Source organism: Arthrobacter sp. MDT2-16 (assembly GCF_054510925.1).
Genome location: NZ_JBTNDP010000015.1, coordinates 17362 through 39203, shown reverse-complemented (window position 1 = coordinate 39203; position 21842 = coordinate 17362). Strand labels below are relative to the sequence as shown.

Below are 21842 nucleotides of genomic sequence, written 5' to 3'. Positions count from 1 at the left end.
GCACAGCGACGCGTAGGTGTATTGTGGGTGCGGTCATCGGCCATCCCCCCCCCCCCCACCACGCCCCCCGGCGCGGTCCGCCTACTTGCCGTCGGCGCCGGGAGCGTCCTCCCCGGTCTCCGGGTCCTGCCCGGGTGCGGGAGGCGCCTCGCCGTCGGGGTCCGACGACGACGCGGGACCTGCTGACGAATCGGGGCCGTCGGCCGCCGCGGCATCGTCATCCTGCTCGAAGTTTCCCGCGAGGAGCCGCTGGAGGGCCGCGTCGACGTCGGCGTCGGACGACTCGATCAGCTTGCGGCGCTCGGAGAAGCCCGCGGGGTCGTCGAGGTCCTCCGCCGTCGGCAGCAGGTCCGGGTGCTGCCACAGGGCGTCGCGTCCCTGGATGCCGCGTTCCTCGGTGAGCAGCGACCACAGCGCCGCGGCGTCGCGGAGCCGGCGCGGCCGCAGTTCCAGCCCGACGAGCGCCGCGAAGGCGTGTTCAGCGGGCCCGCCCGTCGCCCGGCGCCGCCGTACCATCTCGCGCAGGGCGCCCGCCGAGGGAAGGTTCGCCGCAGCCGCCGCTGTCAGCTCGTCCACCCAGCCCTCCACGAGCGCGAGCGTCGTCTCGAGCCGCACGAGCGCGGCGTCCTGTTCCGGCGTCCGTTCGGGCATGAACACGCCCTGGGAGAGCGCACCCTGCAGGCTCTCGGGATTGGTCGGATCGATCTCCCGCGCGGCTTCCTCGATCTTGCCCATGTCGATGTGGATGCCCCGCGCATAGCGCTCGATGCTGCCCAGCAGGTGACCGGTGAGCCACGGGATGTGCGTGAAGAGCCGGACGTGGGCCGCTTCCCGCACCGCGAGGAACAGCTGCACCTCCTGCTCGGGGATGTCGAGGCCCGCGCCGAACGCCGCGACGTTGGCGGGAAGCAGCGCCATCCGTCCGTCGGCGAGCGGCACCCCGATGTCGGTCGAGCCCACTACGTCCTTGGAGAGCGCCCCGACGGCCTGGCCCAGCTGCATGCCGAACATCGCACCGCCGACGTTCTGGAGCATCGAGGCCGGACCCATGCCGCCCATCATCGACTTCATCTCGTCCGGCAGCTGCTCGGAGATGACGTCCGACAGCGCCTTCGCGATACTCGTCGCCACGGGTTCGGTGAGGCGCCGCCACGTCGCCATGGTGGCCTCGACCCACTCGGCGCGCGACCAGGCGCGCCCCAGCTGGCCGGTGCTCGGGAAGTCGGTCATCGGGTCGAGCCACATCTCGGCGAGTTTCAGCGACTCGTCGACGCTGCGCCGCTGCAGGGCCGTGACCGAGGGATCGTTGTCGGAGGCCGCGACGCGGCGCGCCTGCTCGTGGGCCATCTGCCAGTTCACCGGCCCCTCGCTCTGGGCGCTGAACATCGCCTGGACCTGCTGCATCATCATGGCCATCGCTGCCGGGTCGGAGGGCAGACCTGCCGCCTTCGCGATCTCCTGCGGGTCGAAGCCGGTGGCCCCGCCACCGAACATCTTCGACAGCATCTCGGACAGCGGATCCTGGGGCGTGTCGTCGTCGCCGTTCGAGGGATTGGATGGGTAGGGCACTGGTACCACCGGTCCTGGGAGTAGCTTGGCGTGTCCGGCAGAGGGGCAGCGCCACCCTGTCGGCTGTGCAACCCACGCTACCGGCCGCACCTCGCCGGTGTCCTTCGCGGAGTGAACCGTTCGCTGAGGGCAAAGCCATCCCGGGGTGGGAGTCCGGTGACCGCCGGGACGCGCATCAGTGGCCACCGCCGGCAGCAGACGGCCCCGTGCGGTGTCAGCGAAAGCGTCTACCCTAGGGGTGCCGGAGTGTGCCGCCCGTGCCCGTGCGCGGCACGCCTCCACATGCGCCCTACAGGAAGAAGAACCGTGACGCAGCCCGTCCACGTCGACACGTACACGCCCGAGGAGCCCACGCGGCCGAGGGACCCGCGCTTCCGGGCGATGACGGTCTCCGGCGGTCTCGCCCTCGTCCTCTGCGCCGCGGCGGTGCTCCTGCCGTCGCCGTACGTCTTGGAATCCCCGGGGCCCACGTTCAACACGATCGGTGAGGTGGACGGGCAGCCCCTCATCCAGGTGGAGGGAACCGAGAGCTTCCGGCCGTCGGGCCAGCTCGACCTCACCACGGTGTACGTGAGCGGTGGACCGAACGGCCGGGTGAACATCCTCGACACCTTCCGCGCCTGGGCGAGCCCGAACCAGGACGTCCTGCCCGAGCAGCTGGTGTATCCGGAGGGGACGACGTCCTCCGAGCTGCAGGAGCAGAACGCGCTGGCCATGACGTCCTCCCAGGAGACGGCGATCGCCGCGGCGCTCGCGCACCAGGACATCGACTTCACGGAGGAACTGTCGGTCGCGAGGCTCGCGCCCGGTGCGGCCGCGGAGGGCATCCTGCAGGAGGGCGACATCCTGCGCACGATCGACGGGCAGGAGGTCCGCAACATCACGACCCTCCGCTCAGCGCTCGACGACGCCGCGGGAGCGCCCGCCGCCCTCTCGGTCATCCGGGACGGCGCACCGCTGGAGGTGTCGGTGACCCCGCGGCGGTCGGCGGAGGGCGACTACCAGCTGGGCATCATGCTCGCCTCCACGTTCGACTTCCCGTTCGACGTGACCATCCAGCTCGACAATGTGGGGGGACCCTCGGCGGGAACGATGTTCGCCCTCGGGATCATCGACAACCTGACCGAGGGCGACCTCACCGGAGGACGCCACTTCGCCGGGACGGGGACCATCGACTCCCTCGGTGTCGTGGGCCCCATCGGGGGCATCGCCCAGAAGCTCGTCGGCGCGAGGGCCGGCGGGGCGGAGTTCTTCCTGGCACCCGCCGCGAACTGCGGGGAGGTCGCCGGTAACATCCCCGACGGCCTGACCGTGGTCAGTGTGGAGACGCTCGACGACGCCGTGGACGCCGTCGAGGCGCTCGGCTCGGGCGACGGGCCCGAGGGACTCCCCGCCTGCTGACCCTTCTGTACCGCGTGGACCCGGCGCCGGACCCCACGGCGGGCGGCCTGCACGACACGGTTCGGTGACGATCCCCGGCATGCACAGCCTGCTCGGGAACCTAATTGGTCGGGCCGAGCGTGAACAGGGCAGAATGAAAGCACGAAGGGCGGAACTGCGCGCTGTCCTCTGCCCGAGTCGGGGCCGGGGCGCGACGCGGGACACCGGTCGTCGTGACCCGCAGCAGCTAACGATGAGGTAGATGTGACATCCGGACCAGACCGTCCGTTCGGCAGTAGCCCGAGCCCAGCAAGTGCAGCAACGAGTCGGCGTCGCAGCCCGCTGATCCCGACCATCATCGTCGTCGCGGTGATCGTCATCGCCTTCGTGTACCTGTCCCAGGTCTACGCGGACGTCCTCTGGTACAACCAGCTCGGGTTCCTCGAGGTCTTCGTCACGGAGAACCTGTCGCGGATCGTGCTGTTCATCCTCGCGTTCCTCGTCATGGCCGGGGCCGTGTTCGCCAGCCTGCGGATCGCCTTCCGCAGCCGGCCGATCTACGCGCCCGACAGCGCCATCCAGGACAACCTGAACCGCTACCAGGCCCAGCTGGAACCGATCCGCCGACTGCTGATGCTCGGCATCCCCGTCGTGCTCGGCGCCTTCGCCGGAACGGCGGCCTCCTCGCAGTGGCAGGAGGTGCTGCTGTTCATCAACCAGGTGCCGTTCGACCGGCAGGACCCGGAGTTCGGCATGGACTACGCGTTCTACATGTTCACCCTGCCGTTCCTGGGCTTCGTGACGGGGTTCCTGATCAGCGTCGTCATCATCAGCGCGATCGCCACGATCCTCACGCACTATCTGTACGGCGGCATCCGGCTCGAGGAGAAGGGCCTGTTCACCACGAAGGCCGCACGGATCCAGATCGCCGTCGTCGCCGCCCTCTTCCTCGTCCTGCAGGGCATCAACTACCTGCTCGACCGCTTCGACACCGTGCTGAACCAGGGCACGTGGGCCGGCGCGCTCTACACCGACGTCAACGCCGTGATCCCCACCAAGGCGATCCTGGCCGTGGCCGCCTTCATCGTGGCGGTCCTGTTCGTCGTCTCGGCCTTCATCGGCCGCTGGCGCCTGCCGCTCATCGGTACGGCGATGCTGATCATCACCGCGCTGCTGGCCGGCGGCGTCTACCCGTCGATCGTCCAGCGCTTCCAGGTGGATCCCTCGCAGCTGAGCCGCGAGCGTGAGTACATCGACAGGAACATCGCGCTGACGCGGGAGGCGTACGGGCTCGACGACGTCGAGACCGCCAACTACTCCCCGGTCGCCACTCCGGAGGCGGGTGCCCTGAACAGCGACGCCGTGACCACGGCCAACATCCGCCTGCTCGATCCGAACCTCGTCTCCGACGCGTTCAGCCAGCTCCAGCAGTTCCGCCAGTACTACCAGTTCCCCGAGACCCTCAATGTGGACCGCTACGAGATCGACGGCGAGGTGCAGGACACCGTGATCGCGGTACGTGAGCTCGACACCAACGGTGTCCCCGAGGGGTGGGTCAACGAGCACGCGTACTACACGCACGGCTACGGCGTCGTGGCGGCTGCAGGCTCCACAGTGCAGCCGGACGGACGGCCGTCCTTCCTGCAGTCGGGTATCCCCTCGACCGGCGTCCTCGGCGACGAGGACTCCTACGAGCCGCGCATCTACTTCGGGGAGTCCTCCCCGGTGTACTCCGTGGTCGGCGCACCGGAAGGGACAGCCGCCGTGGAGATCGACCGTCCGCAGAACGAGAACTCCGCGACGGATTCGCGGACCACGTTCAGCGGCGACGGCGGTCCCGACGTGGGCAACGCCTTCAACCGGCTCGTCTACGCCCTGAAATTCCAGTCCACGGACCTGCTGCTCTCGAACCAGGTCACCAGCGAGTCGCAGATCCTTTACGACCGGGACCCGGTGGAGCGCGTGCGTAAGGTAGCTCCGTACCTGACGCTCGACGGCAACAGCTACCCGGCGATCGTCGACGGCCGCGTGAAGTGGATCATCGACGGCTACACCACCAGCGCCAACTTCCCCTATTCCCAGCAGCAGGAGCTGGAGCAGGCCACGCAGGACTCGCAGACGGCGGAGGGTCTCGCGACGGCGCTGCCCGCCGAGCGCGTCAACTACATCCGGAATGCCGTGAAGGCCACCGTGGACGCCTATGACGGTTCGATCGACCTGTACGCATGGGACGACCAGGACCCGGTGCTGAAGGCCTGGCAGAACGCGTATCCCGCGTCGCTGCAGCCGTACAGCGAGATGTCGGCGGAGCTGATGGCGCACGTGCGTTACCCGGAGGACCTCTTCAAAGTCCAGCGCGAGCTGCTCGCCAAGTACCACGTCACGGCGACGGACGAGTTCTTCAACAACAGCGAGGCGTGGAGCGTGCCGGCCGATCCCGGGGAGAGCACCGAGGGGGCAGCGGCGAGCACCGCCGACCGGCAGCCGCCCTTCTACCTCACCCTGCAGATGCCCAATCAGGACGAGGCCGCCTTCTCCCTGACCACGCCCTACATCCCCTTCGTGCCCACGGGCCAGACCCCGAGGAACGTGCTGTACGGATTCCTCTCGGCGAACGGGGACGCAGGCACGGGGGAGCCCGGCGTCAAGAGCGAGGACTACGGCCGACTGACCCTGCTGGACAGCTCCGGGCAGGATTCCGTGGTGGGTCCCGGCCAGGCACAGAACCTGTTCAACTCGGATACCGAGGTGTCCCAGGAGCTGAACCTCCTGCGTCAGGGTGCGTCCGAGGTCATCAACGGCAATCTGCTGACCCTGCCGATCGGCGGCGGTATCGCCTACGTCCAGCCGGTGTACGTGCAGTCCTCGGGCAGTTCGTCCTTCCCGGTCCTGCGGAGGGTCCTGGTGAGCTTCGGCGAGAACGTCGGGTTCGCGCCGACCCTCGCCGAGGCCCTCGACCAGGTCTTCGGCGGGAGCTCGGGTGCGACCACGGGCGACCAGGACAACGTCGGCGCGACGCCCGAGGATCCCGCGACGCCTCCGGCAGAGGGCGGCGCGACCCCCGCGCCGACCCCGACACCCACGCCGACGCCGTCCGAGGGCGGAAGCCCCGGCGGCACCACCGGTGATCCCGCGGCCGATCTGCGGACCGCCCTCGACGATGCGAACCAGGCGATCCAGGACGGCAATGCCGCCCTCGCAGCCGGCGACTTCGCCGCGTACGGCGCAGCGCAGGACCGTCTGCAGGACGCCCTGCAGCGGGCCCTGGACGCCGAGGAACGCGTCTCGGGAGGCGCCGGGCAGTAGTCGGAGGGGGTCGGGTTCCTGCCCGATTTGCCTCCGGGCCCCGCGGCCGGTAACGTTAGTTACACGCCGCGGGGTGGAGCAGTTCGGTAGCTCGCTGGGCTCATAACCCAGAGGTCACAGGTTCAAATCCTGTCCCCGCAACGAAGAGAAGTCCGGTCCACCCTGGTGGGCCGGACTTCTTGCTGTGCGCACCCAGACGCCACCGAGGACCTGCGTCCTGGTACTACCGGAAACCGGCACCGCCCGTCTCCTGGGATCTCCGCGGCAGGCGCATCGGGCGAGGAACCATCAGCAGGCGCCCGACCACGGCCCGGTGTGGGCGGGATGGCGCGCCCGGGCCTGAGAACCCGACCTCAGCCCTCCGAGAGGGCCTTGTACGCGCTGAGGGCGCGCTGGCGGCTCTCCTTGAGGTCCACGACGCGTTCCGGGTAGCCCGGGGCCGCGCCCTTCCACGGTTCGTGCACGTTCTCGGCGTCGGCGAGCTCCGGCACGAATCGGACGAGGTAGGTTCCCTCGGGGTCGAACTTCTTGCTCTGCAGCACGGGGTTGAAGATCCGGAAGTAGGGACTGGCGTCCGCGCCCGACCCCGCGACCCACTGCCAGCTCGCGGCATTGCTCGCCGCGTCGGCGTCGACGAGGCAGTCCCAGAAGAACCGCTCGCCCACGCGCCAGTCGATCATGAGGTTCTTGATGAGGAACGACGCCGTGGCCATGCGCACCCGGTTGTGCATCCACCCGATCTCCCACATCTGGCGCATCCCGGCGTCGATGAGGGGATAGCCGGTGCGACCGCGCTGCCAGGCCTCGAGCTCCGCCTCCGTGGAGCTCTCCCAGGTGAAGGCGTCGAACTCCGGGCGGTAGTTCACGGTGGCGAGCTGGGGGTTGAAGTAGAGCAGCTGCCAGCTGAACTCGCGCCACCCCAGCTCGGAGCCGAACACGCGGATGTCCTCCGCCGTGGAACTGTCCTTGCTGTCCTGCGCCGCGTGCCACACCTCGAACGGGCTGATCTCACCGAAACGCAGGTGGGGGGAGAGCCTGCTCGTGCCGTGGACCGCCGGCCGGTCACGGCTGTCCTTGTACCCGTGCGCGGCACCGTCGAGGAACTCGTCGAGGCGGGCGTGGGCGCCGGCCTCCCCGGGCGTCCACGTCTCACGCAGTCCCTGCGCCCAGTCGGGCGCGGTGGGGAGCAGCCCCCACGCCGGGAGGTCGTCGGAGGCCAGCTCGGGCCCGTGGAGGGAGGCCGGAGCCGGGAGGGGCTCCCGGGGCGTGCGGAAGGCCAGACAGGCCCGCCAGAAGGGGGTGAACACCTTGTAGGCCTCCCCGGATCCCGAGGTGACCTCCCACGGTTCGTACATGAGGTTCGCCTGGAAGCTGGTGGCCTCTACTCCCTGCTCGGCGAGGGATGCCTTCAGCGCCGCGTCCGTGGTGCGCTCGGCCAACCCGTAGCGGCGGTTCCAGACCACGGCCCCGGCGGAGGATTCCCGCACGAGGTCCGGCACCACGTCGCCCGCGGCCCCCCGGCGCAGGACGAGGGGGATCCCGAGATCCGCGAGGGAGGCGTCGAGCGCCGCGAGGGAGTGGTGGAGCCACCACCGGGAGGCTCCACCGAGGGGGCGGATGCCCTCCGTCTCCTCGTCGAGCACGTAACAGGCGACGACGTCGTCCCCGCTGTCCGCTGCGGCGGCGAGCGCCGGGTTGTCGGAGATACGCAGATCGTCGCGGAACCACACCAGTGTCACGGCCATGGCTTCAATCTACCGGCGGCCTCCGACACTCCGGACGGCCCGGACAGGAAGGGAACCGCGGCCGGGCGGCCGCGGTTCCCCTGTGCTATGCGCGTCGGCGTCCGCCGACGGAGACTCCGTGCGTCAGTACGCGATCTCGTCGGACGTCGCCGGGGCGCCGGCGGCGGTCTTGTCGCCCGAGCCCTGCCCGATCGCCGACTGGGTGCCGGATCCGGACTTCAGGGCCGCGAGGCGTGCCTCGATCTCGGTCTGCTCGCCCAGGTCCTCGAGGCTCTCGAACTGTGCGTCCAGGCTGGACGACGCCAGCTCCTGCTGCCCGCGGACCTTGGCCTCCTCGCGCCGGATCTTCTCCTCGAAGCGGCCCACCTCGCTCGTGGGGTCCATGAAGTCGATGCTCTTGACCGCGTCGTGCACCTGCTGCTGCGCCTGGGCGGTGCGCGCGCGGGCGATCAGCTGGTCGCGCTTGACCGTGAGCTCGCCGAGCTTGCCCTTCATCTGGTTGAGGCCGTCCTTGAGCTTGTCGACGATCTCGGTCTGCGAGGCGATGGTGGGCTCGGCGCCCTTCGCCTCGGTCTCGGCGGAGATCTGCCGCTGGATGGCCACCTTGGCGAGGTTGTCGAACTTCTGGGCGTCCGCGGTGTTGCCGGTCCCACGGTACTCGTCGGCCTTGCGGGACGCGGCGAGGGCCTTGTTGCCCCAGCTGCGCGCGTTCTCGATGTCCTCGTTGTAGTCGTCCTGCATCATGCGCAGGTTGCCGATGGTCTGGGCGACGGCGCTCTCGGCCTCGGCGATGCTGTTCGTGTAATCGCGGACCATCTGGTCGAGCATCTTCTGCGGATCCTCGGCCTGATCGAGCAGCGCATTGATGTTGGCTCGCGTGAGCTGGGTGATCCTGCCGAATATTGACTGCTTTACCATTGATTTCCCTTTCGATTCCTGCTTCTTGTCCGTGCGTCCTGCTGTCGGGGAGGTGGGGTGACCTAGAAGTCCCCGCCGCCTCCGCCGAAGTCTCCGAATCCGCCGCCGCCGCCGTCGAACCCGCCGAAGCCGCCGCCGCCGAAGCTGCCGCCGTCGCCACCGAAGCCCCCGCCGCCGTCGCTGTACCCGCCGCCGCCGAATCCGCCGAAGCCTCCGCCGAAGCCGCCGCCGTTGAGCACGGACCCGAGGAGGATCCCGCCGAGCAGGGCGCCGCCCATGCCGTCGCCGCCCCGGCCACCGTACCCGCCCATGCCCATGCCGCCGCGCCCGAACCCGTCCACGTCCTGCTCCGCGAGCTGGGCGGCCTGATCCGCCAGCATCGAGGCCTGCTGCGCGTGGGAGAGTGCGGTCACCGGGTCCGAGCGCTGGAGATCGACGGCGTAGTCGAGGTTGCGCTCGGCCTCGGCCAGGCGCGTGCGTGCCTCGCTGCCCACGCCGCCGCGGCGCGCACGGATGTAGTCGGCCGTCCCGGAGATCCCCGACTGTGCCGCGATGATGGCGTGCTGGAGGGAGTCCTGGGCCCGCCGGTTGTTCTCGGCCTGGTCCCGCACACCGCCCAGGGCGGCGTCGAGCTGCGCGTGGGCGGCCTCGAGCCGCTGCAGCAGCGCAAGGGGATTGCTCCGTGCGTTCTGCCGCTCCTGGCGCACCGTGGCCGCCGCGGCCTGGGCGGCAGCGATGGGGCCGGCGAGGTCGCGGTACTGTCCCGTGCGGTCCATGGCCTGCGCCTGCGCGAGATCCTGCTCCGTCTCGGGCAGGGCGCGTTCGAGCTCACGCTCGGCCGCCGCGAGCTCCTCGGCCCGCTTGTCGATCGCGTCCAGGAGCACGGTGCTCTGGTGGACTGCCTCCTCGGCGGCCCGGACCGCGATCACGGCGCGCCCGGTATCGCCGGCGGCCATACGGGACTGGGCCTCGGTGGCTGCGCTGTCGACGAAGGTCAGGCGCTCCCTGGCCTGCTCGATGTTGTCCGCGACCTGGGAGGTCGCGGTCTCGAGGTAGCGGCCCTGGAGCGTCCGCAGGGACTGTTCCGCCGCCGCGAAACGGCGCTGGGCATCACCGGCCGCGGACTGCGCGCGGCTCAGCGCCTCGGGAGCGTTCCGCTCCAGCTCCCGCAGCGCGTCGAAGTCGGTCTTGTGGGCCTGCAGCGAGGCGTTCACGTCCTCGCAACGGCGGATGATTTCCCCGAGCCACTGGCGCTGCTGCTGCTCCGTGTCGGGGATGTGGTCGTCGAGCTGCTGCTGCAGCTTGAAGGACTCGCTCATGTGCTGCCGGGCCGCCGTGATGTCCTGCGAGAACGTCGCGATGGCCTCGCTGCCGTACTGCGCCTCCGCGAAACCGAGTTCCTGCTCGCTCGACTTGATGGCGTCGTCGGCGGCCACCAGCAGGCTCCCGGCCCGCTTGCGCAGGTCCTCGACGCTGACGGAGGCGAGCGGGTCCACCATCTCGCCGCTGGCGGACGGCACCGGGCCGTACCCGTACTGCTCCCGCTTGCGCTGTGCGCTGTTGGTGCCGCGGCTCTTCAGGAGCAGGTAGCCGCCCGCACCGGCGACGGCGACGAGCCCGCCCACGAGGACCAGGCCGCCGAGCCCGCTGCTGCCGGAGGAACCGCTGGTGCCGGAGGAGGTTCCGCCGTTGGTCGTGCCCCCGGTGTTGCCGGAGAGCGCCTCCTCGGTTCCCTGCGCCGCTGCGAGGCCCGCGGCGGCGAAGTCCCCTGCCCGGAGCTCGGGGCTGATGAACTCGTCGTAGATCGCCTGGCCCTGACCACCGATCGCCGATCCGCTGCCGACCACGTAGGCAGCCGCTCCCTGATCGACGGCAATTGCGAGCATGCCCTCGTTCGAGGTCTGGTCGTTCAGCTGTGCCGACGCCGTCGCCCACGAGGCGCGCTCGGTGGGACTCTCGAAAGTGTCGACGTACGCGACACGGACGGTGAAGCCCTCCTGTGACCGAAGATCCTCGATCGCGGCCTCGAGCTCACTCTCCTCGGCCGCAGTGAGGACGCCGGCGTTGTCGATGACGTAATCGCCTGACGGGAAGGTGAGCGGTTCGTCGGCGATGGCCGCCGTACCCGACACCAGGGGGATCGCCATGACGGCGCCCAGGACAGCAGCGACGCGGGTGCGCCTGCTCAACATTCGCATTCTCGACCCTTCGACACGTCCCCCGGACCCTACCGGTCCCAGGACTGGGGGCGGCGGACGCCGGAGGCTCCCTGTCTTCCCGATTCTATGGTTGGGGTCGGGGAGCGTCCACCACCGCGCCTCAGCCCCTAGCGAAAGCGACGAGGGCGGCCGGTGCACGCCTCCCTCTGCAGTCGGAGAACCCGGCGGGAACTCCGACTGCAGCGCCGCCCGTGAGCATCTACCACGCGCCCGCGAAAGGGTCACTCTCGTGCGTCTCCGCCCGGCAGCGCCGGGTGCAGGCCGTGACGGACGATACTGGGGGTAAGGGCGGCCACGTCCCGGTGGACCCCGTCACGCCGGCGGGTCCAGCAACCTCTCAGACACCGCACAGCGAACGCATGCTTGATGCTCAGCGAAGGTTGCCAGAATGTGGTCAACAGCAACGAAAGGACCTCCGATGAACGAGCAGTCAGGCGTGCCCGGCAAGACCGACCGCCCCCTTCCTCCGCAACCGCAGAACCCGCCGTCCTGGGGGGCCGGCTGGCAGGACCGGCAGCGCGGCGGCTCGGAGGACGGCCGGCTCTCCCCGGAGGACACCGCCGCGCACCCCGCCTACGCGGGCCACCAGCCCTTCTACGGGGAGCAGAGCGGTCACGGCCCCGCGGCACAGGAACCCGGAGTACGGACGACCGGCAGCGACCGCCGGCGGGTGGGCCTCGCCACATTCGCCGCCGGGGTCCTCGCTGCGGGGCTGATCGGCGGCGGCGTCGCGACGGCCGCCTACGACGCCCTCGACCAGGATGCACCCGTCGGCACGTCCCAGGCGGCGCCGAACTCCGTCGTGGTCAACAACACCGAGGACGTGAACACCATCACCGGTGCCGCCGTGACGGCGACACCGAGCGTCGTCACCATCGCCGTCAGCGGAGGAAGCTCGAGCGGGTCCGGGTCCGGCATCATCCTGGACACGGACGGGCACATCCTGACCAACACCCACGTGGTGACCCTCGGTGGCCAGGTCTCGGACCCGACGATCGAGGTCAAACTGAACGACGGGCGCGTCTTCCCCGCGACGGTGGTCGGCACGGATCCGCTCAGCGACCTCGCGGTCATCAAGGTGGAGGCACCGGACCTGAAGGCCGCCACGCTCGGTGACTCGGACGAGCTCAACGTCGGTGACACGGCCATCGCGATCGGTGCGCCACTGGGCCTCAGCGGCACGGTCACCGACGGCATCGTGTCCACCCTCAACCGCACCATCAGCGTCGCGTCCTCGGCGGTACCGGAGGAGCAGCCGGACAGCATGGGCTCCGACGACGGCGAGGGGTTCAACTTCCTGCCTCCGGGCGGATCGGGGGGACAGCAGACCCAGGCGCAGGGATCCATCTACCTGAACGTCATCCAGACCGACGCCGCCATCAACCAGGGCAACTCCGGCGGCGCGCTCGTGGATGCGGACGGACGCATCATCGGGGTGAACGTGGCCATCGCGTCAGGGGGATCGGGTGAGTCCACCGGCAACATCGGCGTCGGCTTCTCCATCCCGATCAACTACGCCAACCGGATCGCGCAGGAGATCATTGCGGACGGCGAGGCCGAACACGGATTCCTCGGCGTCAGCGTCACGGACGCATCCAGCGACGGATCGAGGAGCGAGTCCACCTTCTCCTCCGGTGCCCTCGTGCAGACCATCGAGCCGGGATCGCCCGCGGCCGGTGCCTCGCTCCAGGTGGGCGACATCATCACGAAGGTGGGCGACTACCCCATCAGCGACCCGCAGTCCCTGACGGCGGCGGTGCGCATCCAGTCGGTCGGGCAGCAGGTACCCCTGGAGATCCTCCGCGACGGGGACGCCCGCACCGTGGAGGTCACCCTGGCGCAGGCACCGACCCCGTAGCAGGGCAGCCTGCGTCGGGAGACCACGGCGAGCAACGTACAGGAGGCGGTCCCGGATCAGGGACCGCCTCCCGTGCGTTGAAGGAGGGTCGGAGGCCTCCGGCGCGACCCGACCGGCGGGCGCCGCCGTCGGCAGCCGGACGCTCCACCTATGGTTAGCTAGTCGATGGGAATGCCCCGAACGAGGAAGGTCATCAATGGACGAGGCCACAGCAGGAGGACTGCGCATCGCGGTCCTGGTGAAGCACGTTCCGGACGCTCAGTTCGACCGCCACATCGGTGGTGACGACCTGACGACGGTCCGCGCGGAGAGCATCCTCTCCGAACTGGACGAGTACGCCCTCGAAGCCGCGCTCCAGCTCGTCGAGGCACACGGGGGAGCGGCCGCCGGGCACCGTGTCACGGCCATCACCATGGGGCCGGCCGCGGCCGTCAACGCCGTGAAGAAGTCTCTGCAGATCGGAGCCGACGACGGCGTCCACCTGACCGACGAGGCGCTGAACGGATCCGACGCCTCGGCCACCTCGAAGGCCCTCGCCGCACTGCTGCAGCATCTCGGGCCGTTCGACCTCATCCTCACCGGCATGGCGTCCACCGACGGCGAGACGTCGCTCGTCCCGGCGCAGCTCGCCGAGCGGCTCACCCTGCCGCAGGTGACCTTCGCGGCGTCGCTCGACCTCGCACCACGCGACGACGGGTGGGGACTCACCGCCCGACGTGACAACGACACGTATGCCGAGACCATCGAGGCGTCCCTGCCGGCGCTCGTCTCGGTGACGGACCAGATCAACGAACCGCGCTACCCGAACTTCAAGGGCATCATGGCGGCGAAGAAGAAGCAGATCCAGGTGCTGTCGCTGGAGGACATCGGCGTCCAGCAGGACGAGGTCGGCCTCACCGGGTCGTGGACCCGGGTGCAGGCGGCCGCCCCGAGGCCGCCGCGCAGCCAGGGAGTCGTCATCACGGACGAGGGCGACGCCGGCATCCGGCTCGTCGACTTCCTCGCGGGACAGAAACTCCTCTAGCCCACCCCGTCGTCCCCTCAGTCCCAGGAGATCCCGCCATGAGCACCGTCCTCGTTTTCCTCGACCACCCCGGCGCCAGCCTCGCCAAGAGCGAGCGGGAGCTCCTCTCCCTCGGGGGGTCCCTCGGGCAGGTCTCGGTCGCCCTCGCGGGGGAGGCCGACCAGGCCTACCTCGACGGCATCGGCTCCTACGGTGTGCAGGAGGTGTACCGCCCGGAGGCCGCCGCGGTGTCCGAGGTGCTCGTGGCCGGCAAGGCTGCGTTCCTCGCCGAGGCCGTGCAGGCCACCGGCGCCGGCATCGTCCTGCTCGGCAACTCCTACGAGGCGAAGGAGATCGCCGCGCGGCTCGGCGTCCGGCTCGAGGCCGGGGTGATCACGGACGTCGTCGCACTGGCCGCCGACCTCACGGCCACGAAGTCCGACTTCGCCGGCTCCTACACGGTCGAGTGCCGCGCCACGACCGACGTCGCGATCCTCACGGTCAAGCCGAACAGCTTCGAGGCCGTGGAAGCGGGCGCTGCGGCCCCACCGCGCGAAGTGCGGATCCCGGTGGACGTGCCCCAGGCCGCCGCGCGCGTCACCGGTCGTGTGGAGAAGCCGGCGAGCGGCCGGCCGGAACTCGCCGAGGCCCGGGTGATCGTGGCCGGTGGGCGAGGCGTCGACGGCGACTTCGGGCCGCTCGAGGACCTGGCCGATGCCCTCGGAGGCGCCGTCGGCGCGTCCCGGGCAGCCACCGATGCCGGGTGGATCGAGCACTCGGCCCAGATCGGGCAGACCGGCAAGACCGTGTCGCCCCAACTGTACATCTCCGTGGGGATCTCCGGAGCGATCCAGCAGAAGGCCGGGATGCAGACCTCCAAGGTGATCGTCGCGATCAACAAGGACGCCGACTCACCCGTCTTCGAGATCGCCGACTTCGGGATCGTGGGTGATCTCTTCACGGTGCTGCCGCAGGCCACCGAGGAGATCCGCAAGCGCGGCCTGTAGACCATGGCACCCGCAGCCGATCCCTCAGCGCCCGGGCGCGTGCTGGTGTTCGCCGCCCACCCCGACGACCTCGACTTCGGGGCGTCCGCCACGATCGCGGGGTGGACCGCCGCGGGGGTGGAGGTGAGCTACTGCATCCTGACGGACGGCGACGCCGGGGGTTTCTCGGAGGAGGATCGCCCCGACATCGCGGGTCTGCGCCGGGCGGAGCAGCGGGAGGCCGCGGCGCTGGTCGGCGTCACCGACGTCACCTTCCTGGGCGAGCCGGACGGGTACCTGGCGCCCACGGACGCCGTCGTCCGCGAGATCGTCCGGCGCATGCGCGAGGTGCGTCCTGACATCGTGCTGTCCATGCACCCGGAGCGGAGCTGGGACCGGATCCAGAAGAGCCACCCGGACCACCTCGCCTGCGGGGAGGCGGTCACGAGGGCTGTCTATCCTGCCGTGGAGAACCCCTTCGCCTACCCCGAACTCGAGGCTGCCGGCCTGCGGAGCTTCCGCGTCCCGTGGCTGTGGTTCTACGGCGGTCCCGCCCACCTCGAGAACCGCTTCGTCGACGTGACGGGGCTGGAGGACCGCAAGATCGCGGCCATCACAGCACACCGGAGCCAGCATCCGGACGTGGAGCGGATGCAGTCGCGGGTACGGGCCATCCTGCAGGACAATGCCCGGCGCGGGGGCCTGCCCGAAGGCCGCAGCGCCGAGGCGTTCCACGTGGTCGGGGTCAACACGGACGAGACGATCGCCGGCTTCTGACCCGCCCCGGAACGGCCGACGAACGGTCCCGGAAGCACCTCCGGCCGAGAAGGGCCGGAAGGTACGACGGAGCGGGTGTCGTCAGGTCACGCCGGACGCGACCACGCCGGACCCGGTGATGCCCGACCCGGTCAGGCTCCCAGCGGGATCTGGGCGACGATCGGCAGGGTCGGCGTGGCCGAACCGCCCTCGGGCTCGACCGTGATGGCGATCGCGCTGAAGCCGCTGATGCCCGGAAGCTCGGTGACCTTGGTCCCCGCCACGTCCTCGCCGGACATGGTGCCCTCGGACACCGGCGCCGCTCCGTCGGCCGGGATCCGCCACATCTGGTAGACGAAGCCCTCCGCCGGTGCGGGCACGCCGCTGAGCGTGACGACGGCGGCGTCCTCCTCCCCGGAGACCGCAAGATCCGCCGTCCCACCCGCTTCGAGGGAGAGCTGCTCCGTCCGCACGTCGGACGCCTGGAGCACCTGCTGCTGGACCGTCGACTGCTGCAGGTTCTGCGCGATGGTCACGCCGCCGACGGCGATCACGACCGCCGCCGCCGCGGCGACGACCCAGCGGGACGCCCGCAACGACATCGAGGTCCGTGCGGACCGTCGCTGGGCGAGTTCGTCCTGCCCGGACGGGTCTGCAGCCGCATCAGCGGCGCCGCCGGTCCGCACGTCCGCGGGGGAGTCTGTCCCGGTCACGACCGGCAGCGTCCGGACGGATGCACCGGAGGGGGCCTCCGCCTCCGGCAGCCGGGCCATGATGCGCTCGAGGAGGTCGGCCGGAGGCTCGGCCTGGACCGTCGCGTAGGAGGCTGTCACGGTCTCGCGGCACGTGCGGACACGGTCGGCGAACGTGGCCCCGACCGCCGGCTCGGCGTCCTCGAGGTACCCGTCGAGTTGCCGGCGCTCCTCTGCACTGATGGCGTCGAGGGCGTAGAGCTCCGCCCACTCGAGGACGTGACCTCGTGCCAGGTCCGTGGAGAGGTCGTCTGCGAATCGTCTGTTCATATCCTTGTCCTGCATCTCAGGTCACCCCCAAACATGTCTTGAGCCGGATCAGCCCGTCGCGGATCCTCGATTTGATCGTCGGCACCGCGACGCCGAGCTTCTCGGCCACCTCGCGGTAGGTCAGGCCGCCGTAGTAGGCCAGCCTCACCGATTCCTGCTGCGTCTCGGTGAGCGTGTCCAGGCATCGGACCACGCTCTCCGCCTCGAGGCGCTGGGTGACGGTGTCCACGACGTCGTCGTGGTCGATCGTCTGCGTGGCGGCGCCGTACCGGGCCTCGCGGTCGGTGGCGCTCTGTTCGGAGCGCACCTTGTCCACCGCGCGGCGGTGGGCCAGCGTCATGAGCCACGCCATCGGGCTGCCCAGGGCCGGGTTGAACCGTTCGGCGGTGTTCCACACCTGGAGGTAGACCTCCTGTGTGGCGTCCTCGCTCAGGTCGGGGTCGATCAGTACGCGTCGGGCGAGCCCGTAGACGCGCCTGGACGTCTGCTCGTAGAAGTGGGCGAACGCCGTACGGTCCTGTTCCGCGATCCTCAGCAGCAGGTCGGTCAGGGTGGCACCTGTGCCCTGATCGACGGCCGCCTCGTCTGCTGCGGGAGCGATCGGGCTGACCCGGCTAACTCGTGGCGTTTCCATAGGGCTCCAGCATAGGGCGCTGCCCGCCGAAGGCCGAACACGCTGTGACGCGCCGTGCCGCGGGGGACGCTGACGTCCGTGCTGCAGAAGCACCATTGCGCTGCACCCCCCCGATATCCGGTTTTCCGCTGACATCTACTCTTCGGTGCTGCAGGGTCCGCGGATGGCCCCGACAGGGGCCGGCCTCCGTCAGCGCGACGAGCCGACGGCGATCAGCGAGTCGGCGTTGAGGACCAGCGTGCCGCCGAGGCGCTCGACGAACGCCCCGCGGATGTCCTGCAGGGCATCCGGTTCGTCCGGCAGCAGCCCGCGATACCCGCTGCCGAGCGCGAGCGACCAGGCGAGATCCGGATCCAGCGGGACGGTCAGTCCGAACTCCTCGACGGAGACGTCGGTGAGCCCCCGTGCGCGCAACCACTCGGTCAGCCGGTCCGGGGAGGCGAGCCGCCGGCAGTTCTCCACGAAGACCGGTGCCGCCGGGTGTCCGGTCGATGTGAGGCCGCCTCCCGATGTCCGGAGCGTCTCGAGGAGGATCTCGCCGAAGGGTTCCAGGGCGCCGTCGTCCCAGGCGCTCAGGGCCACGCGCCCGCCCGGGCGCAGCAGGCGGACGATCCTGTCCATGCCCGCGTCCATGTCGTCGAGGAGGAAGACGCCGTAGCAGCTGACGACGGCGTCGTACGGGGTGTCGGTCCAGGCGGCGGGATCCGCCCGGTGGAACGCCACGTTGCCGAGTCCGAGCGCCTCCGCCTTCGCCTTCGCGAGGTCCAGCATCGCCGACGAGCGGTCGACGGCGTCCACGTGGCCGTCCGGGCCCGTCAGCTGTGCCGCGGGGATGGTTCCCGCGCCGGTGCCCGCGAAGACGTCGAGCACGCGCTCGCCCACCAGCACGTCGGCGGCGGCGACGACGGCGTTGCTCACCGGGTTCCAGACGGCCGGTGCGAGGCGGTCGTAGTCCTCCGCTCCGCCGTCGGGCAGTGTTGCGGCATGGCGAGCGGGCATGGGGACTCCTAGGCGTGGGTCATCGCTGGGCGCCCGCGAAGCCCTGCTGGCGCCAGGCTTCGTAGAGGACGATGGACGCGGTGTTGGCGAGGTTGAGCGAGCGGCGCGAGGCGAGCATGGGGACGCGGACGCGCGAGGTCACCCGGGGGTCGTGCTTGACCTCGGCCGGGAGGCCGTCGGACTCCCGGCCGAACATCAGGATGTCCGTCGGTTCGTAGGCGATGTCCGTGTAGGAGACGTCACCGTCGGAGGTGTAGGCGAAGACCCGACGGGGCCGCAGGGCGGCCCAGGCGTCCTCGAGGCTCGCGTGGACGTGCAGCACCGTGAGGTCGTGGTAGTCCAGCCCCGCCCGTCTGAGCTTCGAGTCCTCCAGGCTGAACCCGAGTGGTTCCACGAGGTGCAGTTCGGCGCCGGCCACGGCCGCCAGGCGGATGGCGGCGCCGGTGTTGCCCGGGATCTCGGGCGTGTGGAAGAGGATGCGGAACACCGTTTCATCCTAGCTTCCGGCTGCGGACAGCAAGCGCGCGAGCGCCGGCAGCTGCACCACGTTCGGGCTGGGGCCGGAGGCCAGGAAGGAGCGGATGGTGCGGACGGCGGTGCCCGCATTGACCACCTGCACGACGGCGGGGGACGCGCGGTCGAAGCCCGGTGGGACGTCGATGACGGGCGCGAAGGGGTTGTCCGGCGCTCCGTGGATCACGACCCAGCCGGCGACGTTGCAGTCCGGGAACAGCTCCTGGACCGCCCGCAGGGTCCGGGGCAGCTGCAGCTCGACGGGCCGTCCCTGATGGCGCAGTACACGCCCGTCCCAGGAGAAGTTGCCCGGAGAGGCCGTAAAGGAGTCGATGACCGCCATCCGGTAGCCGGCGAGCAGGACGTGCCCCGCCGTCGTCTTCTCGCGGTCGGCGAACTCCACGCCGTTGACCAGGCGTGCTGCGGGGTAGGTGGGCAGCAGCGCCCGGTCCAGCAGGGCCGAGGTGCGCAGCTCGCCGTCGACCCGGGCGCGGACGCCGGTCGACAGCCTCGCGAACATCCCCGGCTGACGGGCTGCACCGTGCAGCTGCCTGCCGGCGGCGATCAGGGGGACGGCGGGCGGGGCGGAGGGTGAGAACGGGGGCAGGTAGTCCGGGGCGGACCGCGCAGCGTCCTCGTCCTCGACCCGCGTGCGCGTCTGCGCCGTCGGTCCCGGCGTCCCGTCCCGGCGCGCTGTCGCACGGTCCGGGGCGCCGGCGGGTGCCGGCCGTCCCCGTCCGGTCTCGGCGTCGTAGCGTTCGCGGCGCTGCGGATCGCTCAGGGTCTCGTAGGCGACGGCGATGTCATGGAAATCGGCCGCGGTCCCGCCGAGATCGGGGTGCGCCGCCCGGGCTGCCCTGCGGTAGGCGCTCTTGATGTCCTTGGCACCGGCTCCCGGGGGCACGCCCAGGACGTCGTAGTACGACTTCCGTGCTGCCTCTGGCATCGATCGGGCCTTTCGTGGACGTCTGGTCTCGGGGCAGGGACCGGTTCCCCTGGCCCTGATACCACCCGAGACTAGAGGCACACGCAGCACCGGGCCAAAGCGGTCGGTACGGTGCGTGCGTCTGGTCCCAATGATCGGGCACAGGTACAACGGAGGACGCACCGGGGAAGTTCGCCCGGTTCGCGCCGGGCCGCTGCAACCGCGGTAGGGCAGGAGTCCACTCGGGGGGCGGCTCCGAAGGACCGCTCAGGATGCGCGACGGTACAGCGTGTAGAGCGCCGAGTCCTCCAGGAGCAGGGACGCGAGCGTCAGTGCGACGGCGCCCTCCGGGCTGTCACCCACCGCGATCCGGGGTCCGTCACCGCCGGCGAGCAAGGGACTGATCGACAGGCACAGTTCGTCCACGGCGTCGGCGCGGGTGAAGCCGCCGAGCACGGCCGGACCGCCCTCGCACAGGACTCTCAGCAGCCTCCGGCGGCCGAGCTCCGCCAGGACGGCGGACGGTTCCGCGGTGTCCGTGCCGCAGTCGACGACGTCGGCCACCCGGGCGAGCGCCGCGCGCCTCGCGGCCGGCGCGCCCACGCTGGTGAGGACGAGCGGCCGGACCGGGGCGCTGCTGAAGAACCCGCCGGACGGGTCGAGGTCGAGGCTGCCCGAGATGACGGCGACGGCCGGGTGGGGTGCGAGACCGTGCTCCGCGCGCCAGGACCGGGCGTCGTCGTCCACGAGGCTGCCCGCATACCCCTCGGCGCGGACGGTGCCCGCCCCCACCAGCACCACGTCGGCGAGGCGTCGCAGGACCGTGAAGATGCGCTTGTCGCCGTCGTTCCCCAGCCCGGCGGAGAGGCCGCCGCTCGTCGCGGCGCCATCGGCGGCGGCGACGAAGTTGAAGCGGACGTAGGGCCGGTCCACGGCGGGGTAGGCGTAGATGCGGTGCAGCGCGGCGTCGTCGAGCGCCTCGGGGGACGCAGGGACGAGCGAGCTGATCACGGTGCCACCGGCTCGTTGACGTCGCCCATGTTGTGCCGGAGGTAGGCGGGCTCGCGCCATCCCAGCACCGCCTCCGTGATGTCGATGGCGGCCCGGGAGGCCTGGACGTTGTGCATGCGCACCACGCGGGCACCGCCGAGGATGCAGATGACGGCGGCCGCGAGCGAACCCTCCACGCGTTCGCGCTTGGGGCGGTCCAGGGTCTCCCCGATGAAGTCCTTGTTGGACACCGCGGCGAGGGTGGGGAAGCCGAGGCCGGCGATCTCGGAGAACCGGCGCGTGATCTCCAGGGAGTGCAGCGTGTTCTTGTTGAGGTCGTGTCCGGGGTCGAGGAGGATGCGGTCCTCCGGGATGCCCAGCCGCACGGCGTCGTCGACCCTGCGCAGCAGGAAGTCGGCGACCTCGGCGGCGACGTCGTCGTAGGTGGGCCGCGGGTACACGGTCCGGGGCGCGGCGAGGCTGTGCGTGATGACGAGGTGCGCCCCGGCGTCGGCCACGACGGCTGCCATGTCCGGGTCCCGCAGCCCCGTGGTGTCGTTGACCACGTTGGCCCCGGCGGCCAGTGCCTGGCGGGCCACCTCCGGGAGGAACGTGTCGGCGGAGATGATGACGTCGGACGCCGCGCGTACGGCGTGGATGACGGGCACGATGCGGTCCGCTTCCTGCGACGCCAGGATGGGCTCGCCGGGGGAGAAGGGGGCGCCACCGATGTCCACCCAGTCGGCGCCGTCCTCGACGGCCTTCAGCGAGGCGTCGACGGCGGCCTGGAGGGCGAAGGTGGCCCCGCCGTCGTAGAAGGAGTCCGGCGTCCGGTTGACGACCGCCATGAGGGCCACCTGCCGGTCGAAGTCCAGGGTGCGCGTGCCGAACGTGTGCACCGCGTGCCGGAGAGCCGGCAGGAAGGTGCCGGAGGAGGAAGGAGCCGCTGCCTGACTGTCCACCCTGTCTTTGTACCACTGGAAGCCGGACGTGCTGCCTGGTGGGGAGTTTCGGGATGC

17 protein-coding genes and 1 tRNA gene are annotated in these 21842 nt (G+C 70.6%); 7 read left to right on the top strand and 11 right to left on the bottom strand.

All coding sequences use genetic code 11. From position 1 onward, the window contains the following. Nucleotides 1-81: 81 nt before the first annotated feature. The gene (locus ACX80N_RS17470) at nucleotides 82-1506 is read right to left on the bottom strand and encodes a zinc-dependent metalloprotease (protein WP_459340417.1); all 1425 of its coding nucleotides are present in this window, start codon (nucleotides 1504-1506) and stop codon (nucleotides 82-84) included. Between the two features lie 369 nt (nucleotides 1507-1875). Between ACX80N_RS17470 and ACX80N_RS17465 the strand changes: the two genes are divergently transcribed. The 3 genes from ACX80N_RS17465 (at nucleotide 1876) to ACX80N_RS17455 (ending at nucleotide 6396) form a co-directional block, all read left to right on the top strand. After that, a complete protein-coding gene (locus tag ACX80N_RS17465) occupies nucleotides 1876-2970 on the top strand; it encodes a YlbL family protein (protein WP_459340416.1) in 1095 nt (364 codons plus the stop codon). A 243-nt stretch (nucleotides 2971-3213) separates the two neighbouring features. Further along, nucleotides 3214-6255: a UPF0182 family membrane protein gene (locus tag ACX80N_RS17460; protein ID WP_459340415.1), complete on the top strand. Its 3042-nt coding sequence runs from the start codon at nucleotides 3214-3216 to the stop codon at nucleotides 6253-6255. 67 nt (nucleotides 6256-6322) lie between these two features. Beyond that, nucleotides 6323-6396, top strand: a tRNA-Met gene (locus ACX80N_RS17455). 212 nt (nucleotides 6397-6608) lie between these two features. Here ACX80N_RS17455 and ACX80N_RS17450 read toward each other — a convergent pair. From ACX80N_RS17450 to ACX80N_RS17440, 3 genes are all read right to left on the bottom strand, one after another. After that, the gene (locus ACX80N_RS17450) at nucleotides 6609-8000 is read right to left on the bottom strand and encodes a cryptochrome/photolyase family protein (protein WP_459340414.1); all 1392 of its coding nucleotides are present in this window, start codon (nucleotides 7998-8000) and stop codon (nucleotides 6609-6611) included. Nucleotides 8001-8123: 123 nt separating this feature from the next. Then, the gene (locus tag ACX80N_RS17445) at nucleotides 8124-8918 is read right to left on the bottom strand and encodes a PspA/IM30 family protein (RefSeq protein WP_105032725.1); all 795 of its coding nucleotides are present in this window, start codon (nucleotides 8916-8918) and stop codon (nucleotides 8124-8126) included. Nucleotides 8919-8980: 62 nt separating this feature from the next. After that, nucleotides 8981-11107 (bottom strand): TPM domain-containing protein, encoded by a 2127-nt coding sequence (locus tag ACX80N_RS17440; RefSeq protein WP_459340413.1) that lies wholly within the window; start codon nucleotides 11105-11107, stop codon nucleotides 8981-8983. A gap of 448 nt (nucleotides 11108-11555) precedes the next feature. Between ACX80N_RS17440 and ACX80N_RS17435 the strand changes: the two genes are divergently transcribed. The 4 genes from ACX80N_RS17435 (at nucleotide 11556) to ACX80N_RS17420 (ending at nucleotide 15761) form a co-directional block, all read left to right on the top strand. Continuing rightward, a complete protein-coding gene (locus tag ACX80N_RS17435) occupies nucleotides 11556-12995 on the top strand; it encodes a S1C family serine protease (RefSeq protein ID WP_459340412.1) in 1440 nt (479 codons plus the stop codon). A 196-nt stretch (nucleotides 12996-13191) separates the two neighbouring features. Continuing rightward, a complete protein-coding gene (locus ACX80N_RS17430) occupies nucleotides 13192-14019 on the top strand; it encodes an electron transfer flavoprotein subunit beta/FixA family protein (RefSeq protein ID WP_459340411.1) in 828 nt (275 codons plus the stop codon). A 38-nt stretch (nucleotides 14020-14057) separates the two neighbouring features. Beyond that, nucleotides 14058-15005: an electron transfer flavoprotein subunit alpha/FixB family protein gene (locus ACX80N_RS17425; RefSeq protein ID WP_459340410.1), complete on the top strand. Its 948-nt coding sequence runs from the start codon at nucleotides 14058-14060 to the stop codon at nucleotides 15003-15005. A 3-nt stretch (nucleotides 15006-15008) separates the two neighbouring features. Next, on the top strand, nucleotides 15009-15761 hold the full coding sequence (locus ACX80N_RS17420; RefSeq protein ID WP_105032721.1) for a PIG-L deacetylase family protein: 753 nt from the start codon (nucleotides 15009-15011) through the stop codon (nucleotides 15759-15761). 131 nt (nucleotides 15762-15892) lie between these two features. Here the strand turns inward: ACX80N_RS17420 and ACX80N_RS17415 are convergent, their stop codons facing one another. The 7 genes from ACX80N_RS17415 to folP all read right to left on the bottom strand — a co-directional run bounded on the left by ACX80N_RS17415 (nucleotide 15893) and on the right by folP (nucleotide 21785). Continuing rightward, nucleotides 15893-16762: an anti-sigma factor gene (locus tag ACX80N_RS17415; protein ID WP_459340409.1), complete on the bottom strand. Its 870-nt coding sequence runs from the start codon at nucleotides 16760-16762 to the stop codon at nucleotides 15893-15895. A 16-nt stretch (nucleotides 16763-16778) separates the two neighbouring features. Then, entirely contained in the window at nucleotides 16779-17396 is a 618-nt protein-coding gene (gene sigK / locus ACX80N_RS17410) for an ECF RNA polymerase sigma factor SigK (protein ID WP_459340408.1), read from the bottom strand. A gap of 189 nt (nucleotides 17397-17585) precedes the next feature. Further along, nucleotides 17586-18395, bottom strand: coding sequence for a class I SAM-dependent methyltransferase (locus tag ACX80N_RS17405; RefSeq protein ID WP_459340407.1), 810 nt, complete (start codon nucleotides 18393-18395; stop codon nucleotides 17586-17588). A 19-nt stretch (nucleotides 18396-18414) separates the two neighbouring features. Further along, on the bottom strand, nucleotides 18415-18882 hold the full coding sequence (locus tag ACX80N_RS17400) for a tRNA (cytidine(34)-2'-O)-methyltransferase (RefSeq protein WP_105032717.1): 468 nt from the start codon (nucleotides 18880-18882) through the stop codon (nucleotides 18415-18417). 9 nt (nucleotides 18883-18891) lie between these two features. Further along, on the bottom strand, nucleotides 18892-19854 hold the full coding sequence (locus tag ACX80N_RS17395; RefSeq protein ID WP_459340406.1) for a J domain-containing protein: 963 nt from the start codon (nucleotides 19852-19854) through the stop codon (nucleotides 18892-18894). 246 nt (nucleotides 19855-20100) lie between these two features. Next, nucleotides 20101-20844, bottom strand: coding sequence for a dihydrofolate reductase family protein (locus ACX80N_RS17390; protein WP_459340405.1), 744 nt, complete (start codon nucleotides 20842-20844; stop codon nucleotides 20101-20103). Beyond that, complete coding sequence (folP, locus tag ACX80N_RS17385) at nucleotides 20841-21785, bottom strand: dihydropteroate synthase (RefSeq protein ID WP_459340404.1); 945 nt, start codon at nucleotides 21783-21785, stop codon at nucleotides 20841-20843. The genes ACX80N_RS17390 and folP overlap by 4 nt, the downstream gene beginning before the upstream one ends. Nucleotides 21786-21842: the final 57 nt, after the last annotated feature.

Excerpts from the sequence above, each read along its gene's own strand:
- ACX80N_RS17470 (WP_459340417.1), bottom strand. The coding sequence starts at position 1,506 with ATGCTGTCGAAGATGTTCGGTGGCGGGGCCACCGGCTTCGACCCGCAG.
- ACX80N_RS17450 (WP_459340414.1), bottom strand. The coding sequence starts at position 8,000 with ATGGCCGTGACACTGGTGTGGTTCCGCGACGATCTGCGTATCTCCGAC.
- ACX80N_RS17445 (WP_105032725.1), bottom strand. The coding sequence starts at position 8,918 with ATGGTAAAGCAGTCAATATTCGGCAGGATCACCCAGCTCACGCGAGCC.
- ACX80N_RS17435 (WP_459340412.1), top strand. The coding sequence starts at position 11,556 with ATGAACGAGCAGTCAGGCGTGCCCGGCAAGACCGACCGCCCCCTTCCT.
- ACX80N_RS17430 (WP_459340411.1), top strand. The coding sequence starts at position 13,192 with ATGGACGAGGCCACAGCAGGAGGACTGCGCATCGCGGTCCTGGTGAAG.
- ACX80N_RS17425 (WP_459340410.1), top strand. The coding sequence starts at position 14,058 with ATGAGCACCGTCCTCGTTTTCCTCGACCACCCCGGCGCCAGCCTCGCC.
- ACX80N_RS17420 (WP_105032721.1), top strand. The coding sequence starts at position 15,009 with ATGGCACCCGCAGCCGATCCCTCAGCGCCCGGGCGCGTGCTGGTGTTC.
- ACX80N_RS17415 (WP_459340409.1), bottom strand. The coding sequence starts at position 16,762 with ATGAACAGACGATTCGCAGACGACCTCTCCACGGACCTGGCACGAGGT.
- sigK (WP_459340408.1), bottom strand. The coding sequence starts at position 17,396 with ATGGAAACGCCACGAGTTAGCCGGGTCAGCCCGATCGCTCCCGCAGCA.
- ACX80N_RS17405 (WP_459340407.1), bottom strand. The coding sequence starts at position 18,395 with ATGCCCGCTCGCCATGCCGCAACACTGCCCGACGGCGGAGCGGAGGAC.
- ACX80N_RS17395 (WP_459340406.1), bottom strand. The coding sequence starts at position 19,854 with ATGCCAGAGGCAGCACGGAAGTCGTACTACGACGTCCTGGGCGTGCCC.